The sequence below is a fragment of the Glycomyces sp. NPDC048151 genome (genome assembly GCF_043202775.1).
Lineage (GTDB): Bacteria > Actinomycetota > Actinomycetes > Mycobacteriales > Micromonosporaceae > Glycomyces.
In genome coordinates this window covers 470,810-493,468 of sequence record NZ_JBIDBB010000002.1, presented here as the reverse complement: position 1 = coordinate 493,468, position 22,659 = coordinate 470,810, and the positions used below count along the sequence as shown (strand labels likewise).

General features: G+C 71.4%; 17 protein-coding genes. 7 read left to right on the top strand and 10 right to left on the bottom strand.

Going from position 1 to position 22,659, the window contains the following annotated elements; all coding sequences use genetic code 11:
* Positions 1–100 precede the first annotated feature (100 nt).
* From ACGGCP_RS05735 to ACGGCP_RS05720, 4 genes are all read left to right on the top strand, one after another.
* Positions 101–493 carry a gamma-glutamylcyclotransferase gene (locus ACGGCP_RS05735; protein WP_392961543.1) on the top strand — a complete coding sequence of 131 codons (393 nt, stop codon included), beginning with the start codon at positions 101–103 and terminating at the stop codon, positions 491–493.
* 123 nt (positions 494–616) lie between these two features.
* Positions 617–1,969, top strand: a complete 1,353-nt coding sequence (allB, locus tag ACGGCP_RS05730; protein ID WP_392961540.1) for an allantoinase AllB — start codon at positions 617–619, stop codon at positions 1,967–1,969.
* Positions 1,966–3,006: an allantoicase gene (gene alc, locus ACGGCP_RS05725; RefSeq protein ID WP_392961537.1), complete on the top strand. Its 1,041-nt coding sequence runs from the start codon at positions 1,966–1,968 to the stop codon at positions 3,004–3,006. The genes allB and alc overlap by 4 nt, the downstream gene beginning before the upstream one ends.
* Before the next feature lie 15 nt (positions 3,007–3,021).
* Positions 3,022–3,372 carry a tRNA-binding protein gene (locus ACGGCP_RS05720; RefSeq protein WP_392961535.1) on the top strand — a complete coding sequence of 117 codons (351 nt, stop codon included), beginning with the start codon at positions 3,022–3,024 and terminating at the stop codon, positions 3,370–3,372.
* On the opposite strand, the gene ACGGCP_RS05715 is transcribed toward ACGGCP_RS05720, so the two are convergent.
* From ACGGCP_RS05715 to ACGGCP_RS05700, 4 genes are all read right to left on the bottom strand, one after another.
* Positions 3,373–4,080: a spermidine synthase gene (locus tag ACGGCP_RS05715; RefSeq protein ID WP_392961532.1), complete on the bottom strand. Its 708-nt coding sequence runs from the start codon at positions 4,078–4,080 to the stop codon at positions 3,373–3,375.
* Positions 4,081–4,127: 47 nt separating this feature from the next.
* A complete protein-coding gene (locus ACGGCP_RS05710; protein ID WP_392961530.1) occupies positions 4,128–5,057 on the bottom strand; it encodes a 2-hydroxyacid dehydrogenase in 930 nt (309 codons plus the stop codon).
* Between the two features lie 281 nt (positions 5,058–5,338).
* On the bottom strand, positions 5,339–6,841 hold the full coding sequence (locus ACGGCP_RS05705) for a sensor histidine kinase (RefSeq protein WP_392962039.1): 1,503 nt from the start codon (positions 6,839–6,841) through the stop codon (positions 5,339–5,341).
* A gap of 28 nt (positions 6,842–6,869) precedes the next feature.
* Entirely contained in the window at positions 6,870–7,547 is a 678-nt protein-coding gene (locus tag ACGGCP_RS05700) for a response regulator transcription factor (RefSeq protein ID WP_392961527.1), read from the bottom strand.
* Positions 7,548–7,783: 236 nt separating this feature from the next.
* Between ACGGCP_RS05700 and ACGGCP_RS05695 the strand changes: the two genes are divergently transcribed.
* Positions 7,784–8,368 carry a PepSY domain-containing protein gene (locus ACGGCP_RS05695; protein WP_392961524.1) on the top strand — a complete coding sequence of 195 codons (585 nt, stop codon included), beginning with the start codon at positions 7,784–7,786 and terminating at the stop codon, positions 8,366–8,368.
* A gap of 99 nt (positions 8,369–8,467) precedes the next feature.
* Here the strand turns inward: ACGGCP_RS05695 and ACGGCP_RS05690 are convergent, their stop codons facing one another.
* Entirely contained in the window at positions 8,468–9,046 is a 579-nt protein-coding gene (locus ACGGCP_RS05690) for a dihydrofolate reductase family protein (protein ID WP_392961522.1), read from the bottom strand.
* 271 nt (positions 9,047–9,317) lie between these two features.
* On the opposite strand from ACGGCP_RS05690, the gene ACGGCP_RS05685 reads away from it, so the two are divergent.
* Complete coding sequence (locus ACGGCP_RS05685; RefSeq protein ID WP_392961519.1) at positions 9,318–9,728, top strand: hypothetical protein; 411 nt, start codon at positions 9,318–9,320, stop codon at positions 9,726–9,728.
* 72 nt (positions 9,729–9,800) lie between these two features.
* On the opposite strand, the gene ACGGCP_RS05680 is transcribed toward ACGGCP_RS05685, so the two are convergent.
* The gene (locus tag ACGGCP_RS05680) at positions 9,801–11,927 is read right to left on the bottom strand and encodes an anthranilate synthase component I (RefSeq protein WP_392961516.1); all 2,127 of its coding nucleotides are present in this window, start codon (positions 11,925–11,927) and stop codon (positions 9,801–9,803) included.
* Positions 11,928–12,429: 502 nt separating this feature from the next.
* Between ACGGCP_RS05680 and ileS the strand changes: the two genes are divergently transcribed.
* Positions 12,430–15,573 (top strand): isoleucine--tRNA ligase, encoded by a 3,144-nt coding sequence (ileS, locus tag ACGGCP_RS05675; RefSeq protein WP_392961513.1) that lies wholly within the window; start codon positions 12,430–12,432, stop codon positions 15,571–15,573.
* A gap of 60 nt (positions 15,574–15,633) precedes the next feature.
* On the opposite strand, the gene ACGGCP_RS05670 is transcribed toward ileS, so the two are convergent.
* The 4 genes from ACGGCP_RS05670 to ACGGCP_RS05655 form a co-directional block, all read right to left on the bottom strand.
* Positions 15,634–16,020, bottom strand: coding sequence for a type II toxin-antitoxin system death-on-curing family toxin (locus ACGGCP_RS05670; protein ID WP_392961511.1), 387 nt, complete (start codon positions 16,018–16,020; stop codon positions 15,634–15,636).
* Positions 16,017–16,208 carry a ribbon-helix-helix protein, CopG family gene (locus ACGGCP_RS05665; protein ID WP_392961509.1) on the bottom strand — a complete coding sequence of 64 codons (192 nt, stop codon included), beginning with the start codon at positions 16,206–16,208 and terminating at the stop codon, positions 16,017–16,019. Before ACGGCP_RS05665 ends, ACGGCP_RS05670 begins: the two co-directional genes overlap by 4 nt.
* A gap of 67 nt (positions 16,209–16,275) precedes the next feature.
* Positions 16,276–19,350, bottom strand: a complete 3,075-nt coding sequence (locus ACGGCP_RS05660; RefSeq protein WP_392961506.1) for a UvrD-helicase domain-containing protein — start codon at positions 19,348–19,350, stop codon at positions 16,276–16,278.
* Positions 19,343–22,435 carry an ATP-dependent helicase gene (locus ACGGCP_RS05655; RefSeq protein WP_392961503.1) on the bottom strand — a complete coding sequence of 1,031 codons (3,093 nt, stop codon included), beginning with the start codon at positions 22,433–22,435 and terminating at the stop codon, positions 19,343–19,345. Before ACGGCP_RS05655 ends, ACGGCP_RS05660 begins: the two co-directional genes overlap by 8 nt.
* Between the last annotated feature and the right edge of the window lie 224 nt (positions 22,436–22,659).

The window sequence follows — 22,659 nt, the reverse complement described above, 5'->3', positions numbered from 1 at the left end:
CGGGCGGCCCGAACCGGCACCCGCCGGTCCGCGACCCCGAACCGCAGCCACAGCCACAGCCACAGCCGAACGATCGACCCGAGCACTGAAGGAGCCGACGATGGTCCACATGTTCCTCAACGGAGGCGGCATGAAAGGCGGCAACCTCCACCACCTCATCGGCGGCGCGCCGTTCGTCGGCCCCGCCACGACGCTGCCGATCTACCGGCTGCACTCCGTCGGCGACGACCACCCGGCCCTCCAGCTCGCGCCCGAAGGCCAAGGGGCGGCGATCGAAGGCGAGCTCTACGACATCGACCTCGCCGTCCTTCGGACCTCCCTCCTGCCGGCCGAACCGGCCGACCTCGAACTTGGCGTCGTCGGCATGGCCGACGGCACCGAAGCGCTCGGCATGCGCCTGCGCGACGACTGCGCCGACCTGCCCGAGCTCATCGACATCACCGCCCACGGCTCCTGGCGCGCCTACAACGCCGCGAAAGCCGAGGCGTCATGACCAGTCAGCACCACCTCCGCTCCACCGCTCCGGCCCCGCCGAGCCACGGGCCACCGCTCCGCCCACCGCCTTCCGCCGCATCACCCCTCCCTCCTCGTAACCGTTAGCGCACCTGGAGTCACCATGATGACCGACCCGTACGACATCGCCGCTCCCGTCATCTACGACCTGGTACTCCGCTCCCGCCGCACCGTCCTCCCCGACGGGGAGCGGCCCGCCGCCGTCGCGATCGCGGGCGAGCGCATCGCCGTCATCGGCGACTACGACGAGCCGATCCCCGCCCACCGCACCGAAGACCTCCGCGACCTCGCCCTCCTGCCCGGCCTCGTCGACACCCACGTCCACGTCAACGAACCCGGCCGCACCGAATGGGAAGGCTTCGCCACCGCCACCCGCGCCGCCGCCGCAGGCGGGGTCACCACCATCGTCGACATGCCCCTCAACAGCCTCCCGCCCACGGTCGACACCGCCGCCCTCGCCGCCAAACGCGCCGCGGCCGAACACCAGACATGGGTCGACACCGGCTTCTGGGGCGGCGCCATCCCCGGCAACGACCCCGAACGCAAGAGCCTCCACGACGCCGGCGTCTTCGGCTTCAAATGCTTCACGGCCCCTTCGGGAGTCGACGAGTTCCCGCCCCTCGACACCGCCGGACTCCGCCAGGCCTGCGCCACCGTCGCCGCCCTCGACTCCCTGCTCCTCGTCCACGCCGAAGACCCCGCCCACCTCCACGACACCCCCACCGCCCCCGCCTTCGACGGCTTCCTCGCCACCCGGCCCCCCGAAGCCGAGACCAGCGCCGTCCGCGAGGTCATCGAAGCCGCCCGCGCCACCGGCGCCCGCGTCCACATCCTCCACCTCGCCGCCGCCGAAGCCCTCGACGCGATCGACGCCGCCCGCCGCGACGGCGTCCGCATCACCGCCGAGACCTGCCCCCACTACCTCACCCTCGCCGCCGAACGTGTCCCCGACGGCGCCACCGCCTTCAAATGCTGCCCGCCCCTGCGCGGCGACGCCAACCGCGACGCCCTCTGGGACGGACTCGTCAACGGCCGCATCGACATCGTCGTCTCCGACCACTCGCCCAGCCCGCCCGCCATGAAGACCGGTGACTTCGCCACCGCCTGGGGCGGCATCGCCTCACTCCAGATCGGACTCCCCGTCGTCTGGAACGAGGCCCGCAAACGCGGCCTCGCCCTCGCCGACCTCGCCCGCTGGATGTGCGCCGGCCCCGCCGACCTCGTCGGCCTCCACCGCAAGGGCCGCATAGCGACCGGAGCCGACGCCGACCTCGTCGCCTTCGACCCCGAACGGGAATGGACCGTCCGCGCCGCCGACCTCCTCCACCGCCACCCCGTCACGCCCTACGACGGCGCAGCACTCACCGGCACCGTCGTCTCGACCTGGCTGCGCGGCAGACGCATCGACACCGAAGCCGCCCCGCGCGGCCGCCAACTGCGAAGGAGCACCCGATGACCGACACGCAGCCCGCCACGGCCGCACCCGACCCGGACGACTGGCGGACGCTCCCCGACCTCGCCGCCCGCGCCCTCGGCGGCGCCGTCCTCGCCGCCAACGACGAGTCCTTCGCCGAGAAGGAAAACCTCATCAGGCCCTACCCCGTCCTCCACCAAGCTCACACGTTCGGCCACAAAGGACAGCTCTACGACGGCTGGGAGACCCGCCGCCGCCGCGACAACGCCACCGGCAACCATGACGGCCACGACTGGGCGGTCATCCGCCTCGGCGTCCCCGGCACCGTCAGCGGCATCGTCGTCGACACCGCCTACTTCACCGGCAACTACCCGCCCCGCATCTCCCTCGACGCCTGCCGCACCACCGGATACCCCTCGCCCGCCGACCTCCGCGACGCCGACTGGCACCCGCTCGTCCCCGTCTCCGACGCCAAGGGCGACAGCGTCAACGAATACGAAGTCCACGACACCCGCCGCTGGACCCACGTGCGCCTCAACATGCACCCCGACGGCGGCATCGCCCGACTCCGCGTCCACGGCACACCCGTACCCGACCCCGTCGCCTTCGCCGACCTCCCGCTCGACCTCGCCGCCCTCGCCAACGGCGCCACCGTCACCGGCGCCTCGAACGCCTTCTACTCCAACCCGGTCGGCGCGATCATGCCCGGCCTCCCCGCCAGCCAGGCCGACGGCTGGGAGACCGCCCGCCGCCGCGAACCAGGACACGAATGGCTCGACGTCCGCCTCGCCGGACGCGGCGTCGTCCGCATCGCCGAACTCGACACGACCCACCTCAAGCACAACGCCCCCGGCTGGGCCTCCATCGAAGCCCGCGACGGCGACACCAGTTTCGAACTCCTGCCGCGCACCGCACTCCAACCGGACACGCCCCACCGCTTCGTCCTCGACAACGACAGGCCGGCGACCTCCGTGCGGCTCAACATCTTCCCCGACGGCGGCATGGCCCGACTGCGCCTCTACGGCCGCCTCACCGACGAGGCGCTGGCGGAAATGCGGGCGCGGTTCGCGGCGGACTGACGCTATTCTGCGGCGATGACCGAACCCGCGCCTGAGAGCACCGCCGAGGACTTCTTCCGCACCGAGATCCGCGCCGGACGCGTCGTCAAGACCGAGGTGAACGCGAAGGCCCGCGTCCCCGCGTACAAACTGTGGATCGACTTCGGCGACCACGGCGTCAAGCAGTCGAGCGCCCAGATCACCGCCCGCTACAGCGCTGAGGAACTGGTGGGCCGCACGGTGGTCGCGGTGACGAACTTCCCGCCGCGCCGCATCGCGGGCTTCAAGTCCGAGGTCCTGGTGCTCGGCGTCCCCGTCGAAGGAACCGGCGAAGTGGTCCTCCTGGCCCCCGACGCGGACGTCCCGCTCGGCGCCAGGATCGCCTGACTAGGCCCGGACCGCCGTGTACACGGTGTTCGAGGAGCGCCCGCGCGTGTAGGGGTTGTCGAACCAGACCCGCTTGGCCTTCACACCCGTGAAGACCTCCATGAGCACCCTCATGAACTCCGGCTCCGGCGGGTCGTCCGACCAGATCGCGAACACCCCTTCCGGTTTGAGGTGCGCGGCCATCGCACGCAGCCCTGCGGCCGTGTAGAACTCGGCGTGCGGGGAGTGCAGGACCCGGCTGGGGGAGTGGTCGATGTCGAGCAGGATCGCGTCGAAGGCCCGGCCGGAGTCGAACCCCTCCTCGCTCACCGCGGCGGCGAAGAAGTCGGCGCACACCAGGCGCACCCGCTCGTCGGCCGCGAGGCCGACCGTGTCGGGCAGGAGGTCCCGCTCGTGCCAGTCGATGACGGCCTCCGAGTACTCGACGACCAGCAGGTCGCGCACGCGCGGGTCCTCAAGGGCCGCAAGCGCGGTGTAGCCCAGGCCGAGACCGCCGACGACCACGTCCAGGTCGTCGCCGGACACCCGGGCCAGGCCGAGGTGCGAGAGTTCCCGCTCCGCCACGGTGAACAGGCTCGACATGAGGAAGTCCTCGTCGAGCTTGACCTCGTAGACCTCGGCCTGCACCTCCGGGTCGAACCGCCGCCGCAGACTGATCTCGCCCATCGGCGAGTCACGCCAGCCCAGTTCCTCGAATCGCATCGTCACCGCATCATCGAACCATCAGCGGCCCGACGCCCGGCGACCCGCACCCGCTAATACCCGTCCGCGACCACGTTGTGGAGCGCCTCGCCCGCCGCGAAACGGCGGATCTGGTCGCCCACGCGCGGATAGACCCGCTCGATGAACCCGAGGACCGCGCCGCCGACGTGCGGCGTCACGATCGCCCCCTCCAGGCCCCACAGCTCATGGTCGGCGGGCAGCGGCTCCGGCTCCGTCAGGTCCAGCGCGCACCGCAGCCTCCCCGAAGCGACTTCGGCCGTCAGCGCCGCCGTGTCGACGATCTTCCCGCGCGCCGCGTTCACCAGCAGCGCGCCGTCCTTCATCCGCGCCAGGAACGCGGCGTCCACCAGGCCCTCGGTCTCCGGCGTCAACGGCACCATGACGACCACGACATCGGCCTCGGGCACCAGTGCGGGCAGGTCCGCGAGCGTCCCGACCCCCGGCCGGGCCGACCGCGCGACCATCCGCACCTCCATGCCCGACGCCTCGAACCGCCGCGCCACGGCAGCGCCGATCGATCCGGCTCCGAGGATCACCGCCGACTTCCCCGACAGGGTCGTGCCCCACGCGAGTTCCCACTTGCCCTCGGACTGGTTGCGGGCGAACACGTCGAGCCGCCGCACCGACGCCAGCGCCGCGGCCATCACCCACTCGGCCGTCACCTCGGTGTGCGCGCCCCGGTTGTTGCACAGCAGCACCCCCTCGGGAACGACCGGCACCCACTGCTCGACGCCGGCGCTGAGCAGCTGCACGACCTTCAGGTTCGGCATGTCCCGCAACACCGGCGGCGCCGTGTAGGCCATTCCCGGCAGCGTCGACTTGGGGGCGGCCGGAGGCACCAGGAACTCGACCCCGCCGGGGTCGGACGGGTAGTCGCCGCCGTCGTACACCTCGACGACCACGCCGTCGGGAACCGGGCCGAGCCGGTCGAGACCGGCCTCGTGGGGGATCCAAGCTTTCATGCGGCCATCGTAAGGACCGCCACTAGCCGCGCGACAGGGCCGACCAGAACCCGAGAACCCGTCACAGCCGCAGTCGGCCGACCACCGGACGACGACGCCTCACGGCGCCTGGTTCGGTCCCCGGAGCGCTCCTCAGCACCCGACCGCCTCGGCCGTCCTGCCGGAGGGCTCGCCCGATCACCGCCGTGCCAGGCCGACCGCCGCTTTTCGCCAACCCGAAACCGCCGACTCGCGGTCACCGGCTAGGGGTTCGAACCCCAGTCCACCGCAGATTTCCTCCTTCACCACCCCCGTTCCGTGCGCCGCAGCGCCAGACGGAACAGCGCTCCGCCCTCGGGCGCGTCGAGCACGTACACCATGCCGTGGTGCTCCAACGCCACGTCCTGCACGATCGCCAAGCCCAGGCCCGCGCCGCCCTCGTCACGGCTGCGCGACTCGTCGAGCCGCACGAACCGGTCGAAGATCCGCCGCCGCTGCCCTTGCGGCACACCGTTCCCGTCATCCGCCACTTCGAGCCGCAGCCAGTCCTCGTCCTCCACCGTCAACCGCACCGACACCGCGCTCTCCGCATGCCGCTGCGCGTTCGCCAGCAGGTTCCCGACCGCCCGCGCCAGGTGCCCGCGCACGCCCCACACCGACAGGTCCTCCTTCACATCGAGACGTACCGGCACCCGATCGGTGGCCGCCCGCCGCGCCACCTCTTCCCGCACCAGCTCCGTGAACGGCACGGACACGTGCGGCGGCCGCTCCCCGGCGTCGAGACGCGCGAGCAGCAGCAGGTCGCTCGCGAGGTCCTGCAGCCGTGTCACATCGCCGAGCGTCGCATCGAGATCGAGCAGCTCCGGATGCTCCCGGGCGATCTCCAACTGCGTCCGCAGAATCGCCAGCGGACTGCGCAGCTCATGCGAGGCGTCGGCGACGAACCGGCGCTGCTGTGCGACCGCCGCGTCCAGCGCCGCGAGCGTCATGTTCGTCGTCCTCGCGAGGCTGTGGATCTCGTCCCGGCTCGCCGGAACCGGCACCCGGCGGCTCAGGTCGCCGCCGGTGATCTCGATGAGCTCCTTCTGGATCGCACGCACCGGCCGCAGCGCCCGCCGCACCACCAGCCACGTCACCACCGCGACGACCAGCAGCAGCGGCACCAGCGCCCACGCCATCGTCGCCCCGACGCTGGCCACCGCTTCCTCCTGCGTCTCAAGGGAAGCGCCCGAATAGACCGCATAGACCCGCCCGTCAGGGGCGGTGGCCGCGAGCGCCGCGAACCGATAGGACGCGTCCTCGCCCGGCACGGTCACGGTCTCGTAGTCGATCCGCGACCCGACCGAGCCGCCGCCCGTGGTCGGGTCCTCGCCTGAGGGCGTCTCGTCGTCGTCATCTTCGGCGTCGTCACTGTCGTCGCCGTCCTCGTCGTCGGTCTCGGCCGCGTCGGCCGTCTCGACGGGGTCCGGTTCGGGCGCGAAGGACCCGACCGGGGCGGCGGATTCGAGGTCTTCGCTGGCGGCGACCACGTTCCCGTCGGCGTCGACGATCTGGACGAGCTCGTCGTCGTCAGGCAGCTCGATCGCTGTGGGGGCCGCGCCCGAGGCGAGCTGCCCGGCGACGGACTGGGCGTTGACCTCGGCGGTGAGTTCGGCACGGCCGTAGAGGTTGTCGCGCAGCAGGGTCACGACGAGGAGCCCGGCGGCGACCAGCGCGACCGCGACGACGAGGGTCGCGCCCACGGTGGTGCGCGCCCGCACCGATTCGGGCCGCCAGAACGGCTTCTTGCCTTCGGCGCGCTTCATGGCCCGCCGGATCTCGGCCCGCTGCGCCCTATCCACCGTCGGCCGCCAGCCGGTAGCCCGCCCCGCGGACGGTCGCGATCGAGTTGCGCCGGTAGGGCGCGTCGATCTTGCGGCGCAGGTTGGAGACGTAGACCTCGACGATGTTCACGTCGCCGTCGTAGGCGAAGTCCCACACGTGGTGCAGGACCTCGGTCTTGGAGACGACCTCTCCGGCGCGGCTGGCCAGGTACTCGAGGACGGAGAACTCCTTCGAGGTGAGCTCGACCTCCTCGCCGCCGCGGCGACAGGTGCGGGTGGCCGGGTCGACGGTGAGGTCGCCGAAGCGCCAGACGGTGGGCGCGGCGGACCGGCCGCGGCGCATCATCGCCCGCAGGCGCGCCTGCAGGACGACGAACGAGAACGGCTTGGTGAGGTAGTCGTCGGCGCCGGTGTCGAGGCCTTCGGCCTCGTCGTACTCGCCGTCTTTGGCCGTGAGCATGAGGATCGGCGTGGTGACGCCCTCCTGGCGGAGGGTCGCGCACACCTGGTAGCCGTTCATCGCCGGCAGCATGATGTCGAGGATGATCGCGTCGTAGCCGCCGATGCGGGCCATCGACAGGCCGGTCCGGCCGTCATGGGCGAGATCGACGGCGTACCCCTCGGCCGTCAGCCCGGCGGCGACCATCTTGGCCAGCCGCTGCTCGTCTTCCACCATCAGCAATCGCATGTCCCGAAGCTTGGCACAGGGAACCTGAAGCCAAGCTGAAGTCGCTCCCGGACACGATCTTTCGCCCGCTGCCAGCCGAAACACGCACTGAGCCGTGCCCGGATCGGCTGATCACCCGTTCCCGACGGGCTTGCTGCCCTGTTTCCTGAAGACGGCTTCAGGTGACTTCAGCTTGGCTTCAGGTTCGGGGGCGCATCGTTGCCGACATCAACCGCACACCAGCGAGAGGACACGAGATGAGCACTCCGACCGACACCCAGCAGACCCCCGCCCCCGGCCAGCCCGAGCCCGCCCGCCGCCGCTTCCGCGGCCGCCAGCGCACCCTCGTCATCGCCGGCGCCGCAGGCGTCCTGCTCCTCGGCGGCGGCACCGCCGCGGCGTTCGCAGCTGACGAGATCGACGACCGCGACGACCGCATCGAGCAGGCGGCCGACGGCTCGGACGACCAGTACGACGATCGCGACGACGCGGACGACCAGTACGACGACGCGGACGACCGCTCTGGCGCCGATGACGACGACTTCGCACTCCCGGCCGACGCCATCGGCGAGGACGCGGCCGTCGAGGCCGCGCTCGCGGAGGTCCCCGGCGAGGTCTACGACGTCGACCTCGAGGGCACCGCCGAGGCGCCCGTCTGGGTCGTCGAGGTGACCGACGCCGACGGCGCCGAATGGGACGTCGCGGTCGACGCCCTCGACGGCACGGTCACCGAGGTGACCGCCGACGACACGGACGGCGACGATGACGCCGACGACTCCGATGACGCGGACGACGACGACAACGACGCCGACGACCGTGACGACAACGGCGACAACGACTAATCGGCAAACGACCCGCCCGGCCCTCTTGGGCCGGGCGGGTCATTGAGACAGGGGTGGGGAGGGGGGAGGGGAGGGGCCCTCCCCCCTCCGTCGTCCGAACTAATACTTCACTTTGTAAGTGAGGCAAGCGAACTGGCCCGCGCTCTTCGTCTCGGTGAGTTCGAGGTGGTGCGAGAGGATGCGGCGCGGCAGGAGCGGCGCGCCGTCGCCGAGGAAGACCGGGGCGAGCGAGACGCGGATCTCGTCGAGGAGCCCGGCGTCGAAGAACTGGCCGACGAGGTCGCCGCCGCCGACGATCCACCGGTCCTTGTCCCCGGCGGTCGCGGCCATCTCGGCGTGGATCTTCGCGGCGTCACCGGAAGCGAACCGGATGTCCGCGCCCGGCACCGCCGGGAGGTCGCGGGAGGTGAACACCCACACCGGCGCCTCGTACTCCCACTTGTCCGGGTTCTCGAGCAGGTGCTCGTGCTCGAGGATCCACTCGTACGTGGTGGAGCCCATGCAGATCGCGCCGACCCCGGCGAGGAACTCGCCGAATTCGTCGAGCGGGGTCTCCACGTCCCCGCCCTCGGCCTCCGGGTGCCCGCCCGGGACGGTGAAGAGCCATTCGAGCGAGTTCTCCGGGTCCGCGAGGAAGCCGTCGATGCTGGTCGCTGTGTTGTACACGGTTTTCGCCATCCCACCAGCCAATCACGTGCCACCGACACGCCGTCAGCGGACCGTCTCGAACACGTCGTGGTGCGCGACAAGCATGGCCCCCAGGCGATTCGCGGTCCGGCCGTGCGACGCCCGGCGGGCTGCCCGCGAGTGTGTTCGACAAGCCCCGGACGCTTTTCTGTCGGCTTCCCGACATTACCCGTTTTGTGTAGTAGCGCGCGCTTCTTCGTAATTAGGTTGAGATCACGTCATAAGGCGTAAGCATGATCAAGTTCACCAAAGGGGTGATCTGGTGATGAAGAGATTCTTCACTGCCATCGGCGTCGTCGCGGCCGCGTTCGCGCTGTCGTTCTCCGCCATGTCCTCGGCCGCTGCGGCTCCGCGCGTGCCCGTCGACATGCCGACGCCGGTCAAATCGCGGATCGAGAACGCGGACGCGGTCCCGGCCGCGGCCGTCGAGCAGCGGACCTGCCGGGCCCGCTTCACCGAAGGCGTCAACCACCGGCGGCTCGCCGAGGTCGGCGCCGCGATCCTCGAGGTCATCCCGGCCGACACCTGGGTCCCGGTCTCCTGCGAGCGCGGCTCGGGCGGCGAGTACAGCGCCTGCGGCCTCACCAGCGACTACTGGATGGAGGTCTACTGGAACGGCGCCTGGGGCTACAGCGCCTGGTCCTGCGTCCAAGACTGGGAGTACACCTCGTAACCCCAGACCGCAACGCCCGCAACGCAAAGGGCCGGGAAGCGCCACCGCGCTCCCGGCCCTTCGCGTGTCAGCTCAAGCGGTCAGCCGCAGCACGTTCCCGATGATCCGGTGCCCGTGCGCGCCCGCCGCCGTCAGGATCGACTCGGGGTGGAACTGCACCGCGAACCAGCGCTTGCCCGGCGCCTCGATCGACATGACGACCTCGTCGATCGCCGCGGTCGGCACGAAGTCGCCCTTCACCTCGTCGGGCGTGGCGTACAGCGAGTGGTACCGCGCGGCGGTCACCTCGTCGGGCAGGCCGTCGAACAGGCCCCCGCCGGTCACCTTCACGCTCCCGGGCTTGCCGTGGCTCGGCTCGTCCAGCAGCGACAGCGACCCGCCCGCGTGCTCGACCATCGCCTGCAGCCCCAGGCAGACCCCGAACACGGGCAGGCCGCGCCGCTCGAGCTCGTCGAGCAGGGCGGCGGTCCCGAAATCGTTCGGGCGTCCCGGGCCGGGCGAGAGCACCACCAGGTCGGGGGCGGTCTCGGCCAGCACCTCCGCGGCGTCGAACCCGAACCGCAGGGTCGTGACCTCGCAGCCGTGCTGGCGGAAGTAGTCGCCGAGGGTGTTCACGAACGAGTCCTCGTGGTCGACCAGCAGCACCTTCCGGCCGACACCGGCCGGGCCGCCCGCGACCTCGATCGGCTCGGGCACGACGGCGGCCGCGCCGATCCCGCCCGCGGCGGTCTCCAGCAGCGCCCGCGCCTTCAGGTGGGTCTCGGCCTCCTCTGCGGCGGGGTCGGAGTCGTACAGGAGGGTCGCGCCCGCGCGCACGCACGCCACGCCGTCGCGGATCTGCGCCGTGCGCAGCGTCAGCCCGGTGTTCATCGTCCCGTCGAACCCGACGAAGCCGACCGCGCCGCCGTACCAGCGCCGCGGGGTCGTCTCCTGCTCCTCGATGAACCGCATCGCCCACGTCTTCGGCGCGCCCGTCACCGTCACCGCCCACATGTGCGTGAGGAACGCGTCGAGCGCGTCCATGCCCTCGCGCAGCCGCCCCTCGATGTGGTCGACGGTGTGGATCAGCCGCGAGTACATCTCGATCTGCCTGCGCCCCAGCACCTTCACCGAACCGGGCACGCACACGCGGGCCTTGTCGTTGCGGTCCACGTCGGTGCACATCGTCAGCTCCGACTCCTCCTTCGCGGAGCCGATGAGCGCCTTGATCTGCGACGCGTCGTGCATCGGGTCGTCCCCGCGCGCGACCGTCCCCGAGATCGGGCACGTCTCCACCCGGTCGCCCGTGACCCGCACGAACATCTCCGGCGAGGCCCCCACCAGGTACTCGCGGTCGCCCAGGTTGAACAGGAACTCGTACGGCGCCGGGTTCGCGGTGCGCAGCCGCTCGTAGAACGCCGTCGGCGAATCGCACGCCGCGTACATCTCGTGGCCGGGCACGACCTCGAACAGGTTGCCCGCCTTGAACTCCGCCTTCGCGCGGCGCACCGTGTCGGCGTACACGCCCGGCACCGGCCCGTCCGGCACCTTCTCGGCCTGCACGTAGCCGAGGGACTCGGTCTCGCGCGAGAGCCCCGCCGTGGAGCGCCCGCCGAACGAGAAGTCGTACCGGCGCACCTGCGCGGTCTCCCGCTTGCGGTCGACCACGTAGATCTCGTCGGCCAGATGCAGCACCAGGTCCCGCGCGTCGGCGGGACGGTCCTTCGCGAACGGGATCGGCTCGAACTGGTAGGCCAGGTCGTACCCGAACGCGCCCCACAGCCCCAGGTACGGGTCGTCGCACTTGAGCGCGTCGAGGATCACCCGCAGTGCCGAGAACGCCGTCGGCAGCTTCGAGCGCAGCTCCTCCGGGACGCGCCCGGTCGGCGTCGGCACCTGGACGTGCACTTCGCGGTCGCACCGGGTCACCTCACCGACCCCCGACGCGGCCAGCGCGTCGGCGAGCACGTCGACGAGGAGGAACCCGCGCGCGTTCAACTGCCGCACCGTCACCTTGCGGCCGCGCGCCACGACCTCGACGCACGGGTCGACATAGGCGAGGTGGTAGCGCGAATAGCGGCCCGGGTACTCCATGCCGCTGGAGAGCACGCCGCCGCGGCGCGTCTCGACCTGCGCGACGATCGAAGTCAGGTCCGGGTCGTCGAGCTCGCTGACGTGACGCTCGACCGTCACTCCGGCGGGTGTCAGAAACTTGGTCATCGGCCCTCTCACTGGGTCTCAGGTCCCGACTCGAGGCGGCCGACCCCGGATACGACGAAGCGACCGCCTTCGAGACGGTCGCTTGCTTCTTGCACGCAAAAGCAGGGACGCCGCCTCAGCGACGCCACCACCAGTTGCGTGCGTGGATTCTCACAGGCCGAATACTACATGCCCACTGGGCGGGACGGCCGCCGGTGCGCTGCGGGGACGCGCCGTAAATCGCTCGCAGACCCCGCGGGGCGCGGCGCTACACTTGCGTGCAACAGCGTCGACCCGGCCATCACCGGCGAGCTTCCGGAAGAACCGGCCCCGCCACGGCAGCGCACGCGCAGCCGAGCGGGCCGCAGTAGAACCGGACGGGCGCGGCCCGTCACCGCCGCCGAACGAAGCGGGCGCACCCCGGTGCGCCAAGCGAGGTGGTACCGCGGGCAGGCCCTGAAAAGCCGCAGCTCGTCCTCGCACACCGAAGTCCGCAAGGTGTGTGTGAGGAGACACCGGTCCTATGGCCTATCCACTCGACGACCCCGCACGGGGCGTACCCGCGAGCCCGAACCTCCCGGAGGTCGAGCGCCGCGTGCTCGACTTCTGGACCAAGGACGACACCTTCGCCGCCTCCATCGAAGCCCGCGACGCGGGCGAGAACGGCGCGAACGAGTTCGTCTTCTACGACGGCCCCCCCTTCGCCAACGGCCTGCCCCACTACGGCCACCTCCTCACCGGCTACGTCAAGGACATCGTCCCGCGCTACCAGACGATGCGCGGCAAGCGCGTCGAGCGCCGCTTCGGCTGGGACACCCACGGCATGCCCGCCGAGGTCACCACCGAGAAGGAGCTCGGCCTCAAGTCGAAGGCCGACATCGAGGCGTACGGCATCGACCGGTTCAACGCCGCCGCGAAGGCCTCGGTCCTCCAGTTCACCGGCGAATGGCACGACTACGTGACCCGCCAGGCCCGCTGGGTCGACTTCGAGAACGACTACAAGACCCTCGACCTCACCTACATGGAGAGCGTCATGTGGGCCTTCAAGACCCTCTACGACAAGGGCCTGGTCTACGAGGGCTACCGCGTGCTCTGGTACTGCTGGCGGTGCGAGACCCCGCTGGCCGCCACCGAGACGAAGATGGACGACACCTACCAGGACCGCCAGGACCCGGCCGTCACCGTCGGCCTCGACGTCACCACCGAAGGCCCCCTCCAGGGCGTGAAACTCCTGGTGTGGACGACCACGCCGTGGACGCTGCCGTCGAACCTCGCCGCCGCCGTCCACCCGAACGTCGACTACGTCGTCGTCGCCGCCGAAGGCTCCCGCTACCTGCTCGCCGAGGCCCGCCTCGCCGCGTACGCGCGCGAACTCGGCGAAGGCCCCGAGGTCCTCGCCCGGTACAAGGGCGCCGACCTCGTCGGCCTCAAGTACAACCCGCCGTTCGACTTCTTCGCCGGACGCGAGAACGCCCACCAGGTCCTCACCGCCGACTACGTGACCACCGAGGACGGCACCGGCGTCGTCCACATCGCCCCCGCCTTCGGTGAAGAGGACAAGCTCGTCACCGACGCCGCCGGGATCGAACCGGTCGTCCCCGTCGACAGCGCCGGCAAGTTCACCGACGAAGTGCCGCCCTACGCCGGCGTCCACGTCTTCGAAGCGAACAAGCTCATCATCAAGGACCTCAAGGAGACCCAGGCGCTCCTGCGGCACGACACGTACAACCACAACTACCCGCACTGCTGGCGCTGCGGCTCCCCGCTGATCCAGCGGGCCCTGTCGGCGTGGTTCGTCGCCGTCACGCAGTTCCGCGACCGCATGGTCGAGCTCAACCAGGAGATCGACTGGACCCCCGGCCACATCAAGGACGGCCAGTTCGGCCGCTGGCTCGCCAACGCCCGCGACTGGAACATCTCCCGCAACCGCTTCTGGGGCTCGCCGATCCCCGTGTGGGTCAGCGACGACCCCGAGTACCCGCGCGTCGACGTCTACGGCTCGCTCGCCGAACTCGAACGCGACTTCGGCGTGCCGGTCACCGACCTGCACCGGCCCGGCATCGACAACCTGGTGCGGCCCAACCCGGACGACCCCACGGGCAAGTCCGTGATGCGCCGCGTCCCCGAAGTCCTCGACTGCTGGTTCGAATCCGGGTCCATGCCGTTCGCGCAGGTCCACTACCCGTTCGAGAACGCCGACTGGTTCGAGCACCACTACCCGGGCGACTTCATCGTCGAGTACACGGCGCAGACCCGCGGCTGGTTCTACCTGCTGCACGTCCTCGCCACGGCCCTGTTCGACCGGCCCGCGTTCCGCACCGCCGTCGTCCACGGCACCCTCCTGGGCGCCGACGGGCAGAAGATGTCCAAGTCGCTCAAGAACTACCCGGACGTCCGGGAGTCCTTCGAGGACTACGGCTCCGACGCGGTCCGCTGGTTCCTCGTGTCCTCCCCGGTCCTGCGCGGCGGCGACATGCCCGTCACCGAGAACGGCTTCCGCGACGCGGTGCGCCAGATCGTGCTGCCCCTGTGGAACGTGTGGTACTTCTACACGCTCTACGCCGGGGCCGCGGGCTACGAGGCCACCCCGGAGCAGGCGCGGGCGACCGCGCTGGCGAGTGAGCACCGGCTCGACAAGTACCTGCTGGCGAAGACCCGCGAGCTCGTCGAGACCATGACCGAGGCGCTGGACGGGTACGACCTCGTGCGCGCCACGGCCGCGTTCCGCTCCTACCTCGAGAGCCTCACGAACTGGTACGTGCGCCGCTCGCGCGACCGGTTCTGGGAGGGCGACGAGGACGGGTTCGCGACGCTCGCGACTGCGCTGAAGACCGCGTGCGAGGTGGCCGCGCCGCTGCTGCCGCTGATCACCGAGGACATCTGGCGGGGCCTGACCGGCGGCCGCTCGGTGCACCTCGCGGACTGGCCCGACGCCGCCGACCTGCCCGCCGACCACGCCCTGGTCGAGGCGATGGACGCCGTGCGCGAGATCGCCTCGGTCGGCCTGTTCATGCGCAAGGCCCGCAAGCTCCGGGTGCGCCTGCCGCTCGCGAAGCTCACCGTCGCGACCGGGCATGCCGAGCGGCTCGCGCCGTTCGCGGACCTGCTCAAGGACGAGCTGAACGTCAAGGCCGTCGAGTTCGACTCCGACGTGAGCGCCTACTCGAAGTCCGACCTCAAGCTGGTCCCGCGCGTGCTCGGGCCGCGCCTGGGCAAGGACGTGCAGCGGGTCATCAAGGCCGTCAAGTCCGGGGACTGGTCCGTCGCCGACGGCACCGTGACCGCGGGCGGGGTCGTCCTCGAGGACGGCGAGTTCGAGCTGACGATGGTCGCCGTCGACGCCGAGCACACCGAGGCCCTGCCGAACGACGCGGGCGTCATCGTGCTCGACACCGAGGTCACCCCCGAGCTCGCCGCCGAGGGCCTGGCCCGCGACGTCGTCCGGGTGATCCAGCAGGCCCGCAAGGACGCCGGCCTCGACGTCACCGACCGCGTCGCGGTCACGCTCGACGCCGCCGACGACGTCAAGGCCGCGATCGAGGTCCACCGCGACTTCGTCCAGGCCGAGACCCTGGCCCTGCAGCTCGAATTCGGCGACCTCCCCGACGCCGCCACCAGCGGCGAGGCCGGAGACACCACCGTGAAGGCAGCGGTCACGAAGCAGTAAGCGTCACAACAAGAAGGGGCCCGGACGCGAAACCGTCGGGGCCCTTTCTCGTTCTCTCTGCTATTGGAGCGGGGTCGTCCATTTCACAAGCGTGTTGGCGATTTCGGCGACCTCGAAGTCGCCCTGCGCCACTGCTCGGATGAAATCGTCGCCTTCCTCTGGAGAAGGGGGCTTGAGATGGTATCCGTTCAGGCCGTACATCTGCTTGGCGGCGGTGTACGCCAAACGCTTGTTCCCGTCCAGCATCGCGTGGTTGCGGGCTAGGGAGTGCAGCAGCGCGGCGACCTTCTCATGCAGGGATGGGTATGCCTCGACTCCGAACACGGAAGCCTGCGGGCGAGCGAGCGATGACTCCATCAGGCCCCAATCCCGTACGGGCGGCGGTTTGAGGCCTGTGACCGCGATGGCGATCTTCTCAAGATCGTCGAGGTCGAGGTAGTCGATCATTTGGCGAGCCGGTCGAGCAGCTCGCGGTCTTCGTCGAGGGTCCTGGCGAGCAGCTCGTCGAAGCGCCGTTGTCGTTCGGTCAGGAAGCCGTGCACAGCTTCGATGACCAGGTCGTGCTTCGACCGGTGCTCTTTCGCCGCGCGCTCGGTGAGCAGGCGGTCGTCTTCTTCTGAGAGTCGCAAGGTCATGGCCATAGGCTAATGATACCGCGTGATACCACGCGGTATCGTGAAGTTTTCCCTGATCGTGGGCGTGTCAGTCTTCGGGCCACCAGGTGTGGTTGGCGGCGATGTAGTGGAAGGCCGTACGGATCCGGGATTCGTCGATGTCCTGGAGGCGGGCCCAGGCTTTTCGGTAGACCTTGAGCTGCAGCGCGGCGTGGCGGGCGGCTTCGCCCTGCGGGGGGCGGCCGGTCTTCCAGTCGACGATGTCGTAGCCGCCGTCCTCGCCGAAGAAGATCGCGTCGATGCGGCCGCGGACCACCGTGCCCTCGTACTCGACGACGAACGGGACCTCTTGCGCAGCGATGCGGCGCGAAGCCCAGGCCGAGTCGCGGAAGGACGCCTTGAGGCGGTCGAGGTCCGCGTCGGGGCCGACCGGGTCGGCCGCGCCCGGCAGGTCGGCCGGGTCGAAGAGGGCGCCGCCGCCGAAGAACTCCTCGACCCAGGCGTGGAACTCGGTGCCGCGCTGAGTGGCCGGGCGCGGCGCGGCGGGCATCGGGCGGCGGCGTTCCGCAGCGAACCGCTCCTCGTCCTCGCGCATCGCCATGAGCTGCGAGGTCGAGAGGCGTCTTGGGCGGGGGAGCCGCACGATCCCGGATTCGCGTTCGGCCCGTTCGGCGAGGAGCAGCGCCGCTTCCTCCTGCCAGGCCCGCGACTGCGGGCCTTCGGCGGTGCCGTCGGGGACAGTGAGCACCAGGTCCGCTGCCTCCGCGAACGCCTCCTGACGGGAACCCAAGGGCGCCTTGCTCGGCCACTCGACCGTGCGGGCGTCCTCTTCGAGCGGGTTCGAAGGTCCGGAATCGGCCCACACCGTCGCCTCCGCGCCCGCCGCGACCGCCTCGTTCAAGTACGGGGCGGGCGGGCGCGGCTGGCGGCGCTCCGCCTCCCACCAGTAGCCGCTCGCGAGCAGCGCCTGCCGGGCCCGGGTCAGAGCGACGTACGCGAGACGCCGCTCCTCCTCCAGGCGCGCCTCCTCGTCGTCGCGTTTGAAGTCCTCAACGGCCCCTTTGACTTCCGAAGGAACCGTGGCGTCCTCCAGGTACAGGACCGGCAGGTTCTCCGCGTCGCCGCGCAGCGGGTACGGCAGCCGCGCCGCGTCGCTCACCCACGTCTGGTCGCCCTTCACCTTCCCCGGCAGGATGCCCTCGCACAACCCCGGCACCGCCACCACGTCCCACTCCAGGCCCTTCGCCGCGTGCACGGTGAGCAGCTGCACCACCCCGCCCGCCGGGGACGCGCCCTCCACCGTGAGCCCACGCTCGCGCTCGGCCGCGGTCTCCAGATAGGACAAAAAACCGGGGATGCTCGCCCCGCTCGTGTCGTTCTCGTACGCCGCAGCGACATCGATGAACTCGTCGAGGTTCGACAGGTCCCCGTGGTGCAGCATCACCTCGACGTCGAGCCCTGAATGGCTGATCACGTCGCCCACCACGTCAGGCAGGCTCTGCCCCAGCCGGCCCCGGATCCACCCCAGCTCCTCGTGCAGCTGCGCGAACCGCAGATACCCCAGTGCCGAATACCGCTCAGCCGGACCGGGATCGGCCAGCGCGTCAGCGAGGGACGCCTCCGCCTCACGTCCCGCGTCCGGCTCGAACCCGCGCGTGTCGGGCGCGAGCTCGCGGGCGCGCGCCCACAGCCCCGCGATGTCGCGCGGCCCGATCCGCCACCGGTTCCCGGCGAGGAGCCGCATGAGCGAGGGCCCGTCGGTCGGGTCGGCGGCGGCGCGGAGCATCGCGACCGCTTCGGCCACTTCGGGATGGAACAGCAGCCCGAGCGAGCCGACCACTTCGACGGGCAGCCCGGCGGCGGTCAGGGCCCGGTGCAGGGCCGGGATCTGGCGGCGTTTGCGGACGAGGACGGCGGCCTCGACGGGTTTGGCGGCGTCGCCGAGTTCGGCGCGCCGCTGCTCGTCGATCGCGTCGCGGATGACCTTGAGGTTCGCGGCGAGCCAGTCGGCTTCGTCCGCGACGGTGAGGTGCATGGCGGCGCGCACCAGGCCGGGGCCGTCGACGCCCGCTTCGAGCGGCTGGATGTTGCCCGCGCGCAGCGGCTCCGACACGCGGTTGGCGACGGCGAGGATCTCGGCCCGGTTCCGCCACGACTTGGTGAGTTCGACGCGGTCGGCGCGGAGCCCTGCGGGCGTGGGGAAGTCGGAGGGGAAGCGCATGAGCGTCCCGGCGGAGGCGCCGCGCCACGAGTAGATCGACTGGTTCGGGTCGCCCACTGCGGTGACGGGGTGGCCGCCGCCGAACAGGTCGCGCAGCAGCGACACCTGCGAGAACGAGGTGTCCTGGTATTCGTCGAGGAGGACGACGCGCCAGCGTTCGCGTTCGGTCTTGATGATCTCGGGCGCGCCCGCGACGAGCTGCGCGGCGAGCGAGAGCTGGTCGGCGAAGTCCATGACGCCGAGTTCGCGTTTGCGCCGGTCCCAGGACTCGACGAGCGGCAGCAGCTGCTCCCGCTTGAGCCGCAGCGACATGAGCGCCCGGAACTGGTCGTTCGAGCGGCTGCCCTGGCGTTCGGCGAGGAGTTCGGCGAGCGCGCGGTCGAACGCGCGCAGGTCGTCGCCGTCCTTCAAGTGCTCGGCGAGCTGCCCGGCGAGCTGCAGCACCTGCTCGGTGACCTTGTCGACGCCGACGTCGAACTCGCTCATCGGCCTGTCCCAGGCGCACACCAGGTCGCGCGCGATCTGCCACCGGCCGGTGTCGGTGATGACACGCGTGCCCGGTTCGATGCCGATGCGCAGGCCGTGCTCGGCGACGAGGCTGCCCGCGTACGCGTTGTACGTGGAGACGGTGGGCTCGCCGTGGAGGTCGGCGAGTTCGGGGATCGACTCGGTGAGGCGCCGCAGCTTGTCGCGGACGCGCGCGGCGAGTTCGGCGGCGGCCTTGCGCGTGAAGGTGAGCCCGAGGATGTGCTCGGGCCGGGCGACCCGGTTGGCGATGAGCCACACCACCCGGTCGGCCATGGTCGTGGTCTTCCCCGAGCCGGCGCCCGCGACGACGAGCATCGGGTCGCGCCCGGCTTCGATGACACGGGCCTGCTCGGGTGTCGGGGTGGGCGTGCCGAGCCGGTTGGCGAGCCCCACTGCGGTGTACGCCTTACTCATCGGTCACCTGCCGTCCTTCGTCGGCGATCGGGCAGCACCGTTTGACCGAGCACGTCTCGCACTTGCTGGTGTTGCGGGCCTCGAACACGGACCCGGCCATGCGGATCGCGGTGTCCCCGGCGAGCTCCCGCGCCCAGTCCGGGTTCTCGTGCTCGCCGAGCGGCCCCTGCTGGCGCGCGACCGCCGTGGCGCCCTTCGCGTTCGGGTACACGAGTTCGGCCCCGCCCGGCTCCGAGCCCTCCTCGAACGCGCCTTCGCTGATGGCGAGCTGGTAGATGCCCAGCTGCGGGTTCGTCTGCGCGTCGGCTTTGGAGACGGCGCTCTTCCCGGTCTTGAGGTCCACGACGTAGAGGCGGCCGTCCCCGTCGCGTTCGAGCCGGTCGATCTGGCCGGACATGACGACTTCGACTCCAGGCGGGCCGACTTCGAGTTTGAGCCGGAACGAGCGTTCGGCGCCGATGAGCTCTCTCCTGTTGGCGCTCAGCCATTTCGCGAACCGCTCGACCGCGCCTGAGACGCGCTGGCGCTGCTGCTCGGCGTGCCAGGGCGCTTCGAACGGGAGCCGGTCGAAGTGCTCGCCGACGACCTGCTCCATGACGACCTTGGGGTCGGCGTTGGGGTCGACGGTGACAGCTTCGGCGGCAGCGTGGAGGAGGGTGCCGAGGTGGCGGGGAAGGAGGTCGCCGGAGTCGCCGCCGTGGGCCTCGAGGACCCACCGCAGCCCGCACTGCTGCGTCTTCTCCACTTGGGACGGTGAGATGCGGATGGTCTCCCCGGCGAGGGCGAGCGCGCGTTCGTCGGAGATCTCGGCGAGGCCCCACCACCTGGCGGGGTCGGCGCCGGGCACGTCGGCGTCGGCGAGGCGGCGCAGCGCGGCGGCGGCCGCGTCGCGTTCGGCGTGGCCGGAGTCGACGACGGCTTCGCGCAGCCGCGCGGTGAGCGCCGCCAGGCTCAGCGGCCGTCCCCGGCGGGGCGCGTTGACCGGTTCGACGCCGAGCTCGGCGCTGAACCGGCTCGGCTGCGCCTCTTCGGAGTCGACGGCGGTGACCAGGAGCCGCAGCCGGGCCCGGGTGCACGCGTTGTAGAACAGGCGGCGTTCCTCGTCGAGGAGCTGCGCGACCTGGTCGACGTCGGCGCGGCCGTCGAGCAGGTCGACGAGCGCTTCGGCGCCCAGGAGCGAGCCGCGCGGGCGCAGGTTGGGCCACGCGCCCTCCTGCGCGCCCGCGACGACCACGAACTCCCAGCGCCGCCCGTGCGCGGCGTGCGCGGTAGCGAGGGTCACGGCGTCGCCCAGTTCCGCACGCGCCGAGAGGAAGTCGCCGGGGAGCTGCTGGTGGAGGACGTGCTCGCAGAACACCTCGACGCCCGCGCCGGGCTGCTTGCGCTCGTAGTCCTGGGCGAGGTCGAACAGGGCGATGACGGCGTCGAGTTCGGCGTCGGCGCGCTGCGCCCGCCGGTCGCCCGAGAGGGCCCGGCGCCGCAGCCGCTCGCTCATCCCCGAGGCCTCCCACACCGCCCACAGGGTGCCGCTGAGTCCGGTGCCCTCGCGGGCGGCGCCGAAGAGCGCCCCGAGCCGCCGCGCCGGTTCGGCCCAGTCCTCTTCGGGAAGGGCCGCAGTGCGTTCGGGGTCGCGGAGGGTCTCGACGAGGAGGTCCGCGCCGGGGGAGAAGTTGTCGGCGGCGACGGCGAGCCGCCGCAGCTCCTGGCGCAGCCGCCGCTCCTCGAACGGGTCCGCGCCGCCGTACGCCGAGTGCAGCAGCCCGGCCGCGTTCGTCTCGTCGAGGCGTTCGCGCCCGCGCCCGACGAGGACGAGGTGCAGGAGGTTGCGCACCGTGGGGTGCGCCGGGAGCGGCACATCGTCGGCGGCCTGCCGGGTCGGGACGCCCGCGTGCTGCATGGCCCGGCGCAGCCGCGGGATCTCCGAAGCGGATTTGACGACGACCGCCATGTCCCCGTAGGGGATGCCGTCGAGCAGGTGCGCGCGGCGCGCGACGTCGGCGACGTACACGGCCTCCCGTGTGGGCGAGGGCAGGTAGACCACGTCGACGCGGCCGGGCTCCTCGGAGGCGGTGCCGCGCCTGCGGTCCCGGTCGTGCCCGCGCAGCCGCCGCGACAGGACCGTGGTGGCCGCGAGCGGCGCGAGCGCCGTGTCGTGCGTGTCGTCGAGCTGCACCACCGGCGCCTCGGACCCGTCGCGGCGCGGGAACCGGAACGGGAAGTCCCGCACCGACTCGGGGTCGCCGCCCTGGTAGCCGAACACGGCCGCGTCCGGCGTCCCGGCGGCGACGAGGTTCGCGCCGTCCCCGGCGAGCAGTTCGAGCAGCCGCAGGTGCGCGGGCGTCGCGTCCTGCAGGTCGTCGACGAACACCCAAGCGGGCCTGGGGAACAGCGACGGGTCGCGGCGCAGCGCCGCGGCGGCGGCCCGCACGATCTCCGCCGAGTCGTACAGCGCGCTCGACATCGACTGCAGCGCAAGCGTGGTGACGTACCGGTCGTAGAAGCGCGCGGCCGCGGCCCACTCGGGCCGGTCGTGCTCGCCGCCGAGCCGCGCCAGCTCGGGCGCGGACAGGCCGCGCTCGCCGCAGCGGAGCACGAGGTCGCGCAGCTGCTGCGCGAACGCGTACGTGCGCACCGCCTCGTCGAACCCGGCGGGCCACGCGAAATCCTCGCCTTCGAGCATCGACCGGATGAGCGCGTCGGCCTCGGGGCCGGTGAGCAGGCGCGGCTCGTCCCGGCCTGCGGCGACGGCCGAGGCGCGCAGCAGCGCGAACGCGAACGCGGGGAACGTGAACACGCCGACCTCGGCGGCCGAGAGCCCGGCGGTGGCGAAGTTCAGGCGGTTGCGCAGGTGGGCGGTGTCCTGGCGGCGCAACCCGAACACGAGGATCGAGGCCGGGTCGGTCCCGGCCTCGACTTTCGCGGCGACGGCCCGCATGAGCGACTCGGTCTTGCCGGTGCCGGGCCCGCCGCGCACGAGCAGGGGCCCGGAGGGGTGGTCGACCACCGCACGCTGCCGGGGATCGAGATCGAATCCCGGTTCGGCCGCGGCGGGCGGATCGGTGAGCTCATACCGAAGGTCGGACACGCACCCAATGGAACCATGACCCCACGACAATTCGGTTGCGCATATGCGAACCGCGAGTGGCACGGCACACGCGGCGTTCACGCTTTCGGGTGACACTTTTCCTTACGACGGTAAGACCGGGGCTTTCTTGTCGGACCGGCGCGAGAAAATTGAGCAGGGGACGCCCCCCGGGTGGGTGGGGGACTGCCCGTCGACAGGAGCGAGCGGACGGCGCCGCCGGCCCC